The organism is candidate division WOR-3 bacterium, assembly GCA_016867815.1.
Lineage (GTDB): Bacteria > Hydrothermota > Tepidihabitantia > Tepidihabitantales > Tepidihabitantaceae > UBA2258.
Window position 1 is genome coordinate 1 of sequence record VGIR01000188.1, and the last position, 2628, is coordinate 2628.

At 58.0% G+C, this 2628-nt stretch carries 3 protein-coding genes; all 3 read right to left on the reverse strand.

Features of this window, described 5'->3' with window-relative positions:
- The coding region (locus tag FJY68_14130; protein MBM3332960.1) for a hypothetical protein at positions 1–582 on the reverse strand (582 nt) is incomplete at its 3' end.
- Between the two features lie 190 nt (positions 583–772).
- Positions 773–1666 carry a beta-1,6-N-acetylglucosaminyltransferase gene (locus tag FJY68_14135; GenBank protein ID MBM3332961.1) on the reverse strand — a complete coding sequence of 298 codons (894 nt, stop codon included), beginning with the start codon at positions 1664–1666 and terminating at the stop codon, positions 773–775.
- A 348-nt stretch (positions 1667–2014) separates the two neighbouring features.
- On the reverse strand, positions 2015–2628 hold a 614-nt coding region (locus tag FJY68_14140; protein ID MBM3332962.1), incomplete at its 5' end, for a beta-1,6-N-acetylglucosaminyltransferase.

The following is a 2628-nucleotide window of genomic DNA, read 5'->3' on the forward strand; positions in this document are numbered from 1 at the left end:
ACAAATGCGCGCACGCGCGTTGAAACGCTCCACGATTGCCTCGTATGTCATCTGTCCATGGGGCGACTCAAGCAGCCACGACCTCTGCTTGTCATCCTTGATTCGCTGCAGGGCTACTGCCGAATCGACCTTGACGTGGAGAATGACATCTACCTTCGGACAGAGGGAAACGTATCTCGTGATTCTGTCCAGCACGTCATCACCGCGGAAGTTGCCGAAGACATACGTGAGGCTCCTGACGAATCCCTCATCCTCAATCCAGAGCAGGTCGTGTTCACCCAGGAGCGAACCCGCAATCTCGTAGACGATAAGGTGATCGATGAACGCGTACCTCGTCCACTCCTTAAACCAAGGGATGTCCAAGCTATTCCTGGTCGCATCCGACACTTCCGACAGTATGTCGCGGTACTTGTCCAACACCTCGGGCAGAATCTTCGTCTTCCCCTTCGAATACCCATAGCGGTAGATCCACTTTTTGTACTTGGGCCACTTCATCAGCATCAAATGCAGCCGTCCGCCCGGGTTGCCCCTGATGGACGTGTCGTGGAACAGCTTGTACCTGAGCGAGTGCTTCGTATGCATCTTCACACCAAACTGGGTGCGGTCTCTAGTCAACTCACGATTCAAGGTTGATTTTCCGGCACCGAACTGACCGGTGAACTCAAGGACTCTCATGCCCACCCCAACGTGAATCGTAGCGTCAGCGCGAGCGCCCCTTGTGCGCGAGTGCTGAAGGGACGAGGGATGGGAGCGGAGGGATGACCAAACGGGGTCACGTGGTTGCGGCGTCGATCATGTCCAGAACTTCTCCGTCAATGGTCTCATCGAACTTCCGCGCGAATAGCTCGCTCCTGCTCATGAGGCGGCTGAAGTCGTTCTTCCCCAGAAGGGCCGGGTGAGCTTGGTGCTGTGAGAAATCGGTGTATACCAGGTCGTCATTCACAAGGCGGTCCTTGAGAGTGGAATTCAGGAGGATCGTCTGGAAGAATACCTCGTCGGGAATAGCCACGTGCCTGAAGAACCTCATGAAGGCTTTGTTGTCGCGCACGAATCGATGGATGTACTCGACACACTCCCTGGAAAGACACCAGTAGGAGCTTCCGTAGAACGGTTCCAGGCCTCCCGGCATCCGGCGCCGCAGCGGGATTGCCTTGGCGAAGACATTCCACGCCCGGTTCAGCACAGGCGACTCAAACATGTCTGCCCGAGGAAAAACGAGGTGCCACCTACCCCAGAACAAGTGCCAATAGATGTGACGTTCATCCCATCTTCCGGCCCAGGGGGCATCCTTTGTGAAGTAGTGAATGAAAGACCTGCCTCCGCTCTCCTGCAGGAACTGCTGGATGTGATGATTGGACTTGATCGGATAGTCCTGACCGGTAATCAGCACAACGTAGTCGCACGCAGCACCACTATTGATGATCTGCTCGATACCAGACAGGGTCGCCCGGACGTGGCCGAAGTCTCCCCAGTTACACGTGTGGCGTTTCAAGAACGAGACATTCGCGCTGCCGGCAAGTGGGTCGGCCATTCCTCTGTATACCTGCTCGCTGGACTTCCTGTCCACATGTATGTAGAAGGAAATCCCATCCGCGTTGAGCCTGTTCACAAGACGCACCAACTGGTCCGGCAGCTTGTACGCGCTGATGATGTAGGCTAGTCTCATGGATGCCAGCCGCCATGGTCTGCCCGAGGGTGTGCAACCTCTGCCCCGCTCATCTCCGCCAAGCGCGGGCTCGCGGTCCACGCGGTCATTATTCAGAGGCAGGCGGGGAAGTCAAGGTTGAGGTCGAGCACCTCGTCCGTCGTCCTTCGCCGGCAGGAGGCAGCGCACTTCGCCGCCGGGCAGATGCGGACCGTCACCGCGCTACCCGACCGCCGCGCTCAGAATCATCGCCGCAGCAGGGGACAGGAGCTGTGTCGTTTGCGGGTCTTCCCGGGCGCGGCTGCGCCTCGAATCGGGCAACGTCCGCTGTCGCCGGACGGCAAAGAACCCGGGGTCTCTGGACGCCGGTCATTTCCCGCCAGTGGCGCTGCCGGGTCTCGGCCGGCGTTGCCTCTCGCAGACTGCCTCGAATACGCGGTCGATTATCGCTCTATCCACATTCTCGTCGAACTTCCTGGCGAAGAGCATGTCAGAGGCCACTAGGCTCTCAAAGTCCGATTCTCTGAATACATGCGGAGACCCGCGCCTTTCACTCCTCTGCCAGTCGACCAGAAGCATGTTCGCTCGGGGATCCTCCTCCGTCCACGAGTACAGTCTCTCGTAGAATGGGGAATTGAAGACAAGAGTCTGCAGGAAATGCTCGTCCGGGGCAGCGCTGTGGCGAAAGAAGTCGATCTTCGTCTTGTTTGCGAGCACAAAACGTGCAAGCGCATGCGTGATGCTGAACCACTGTGATCCCTTCTTGACAGACTCCGCACGCCGCGCAAGGCGGCTGTAGTGTAGTCTGTTCTGGACGGCGAGCAGGCACTCGTTCGCAATACGACCCGCCGCCCCCGCCAAACCCCTCCTGCGAAGAGCATTGCTGAAGAGATAGTAGCGGGCCACTCTGTTGATATCCCAGTCGCGCCCGAACTGCACGAATTCCCTGCTACCGTTGCGCTGGAAGAACGCGTGGATTTCGT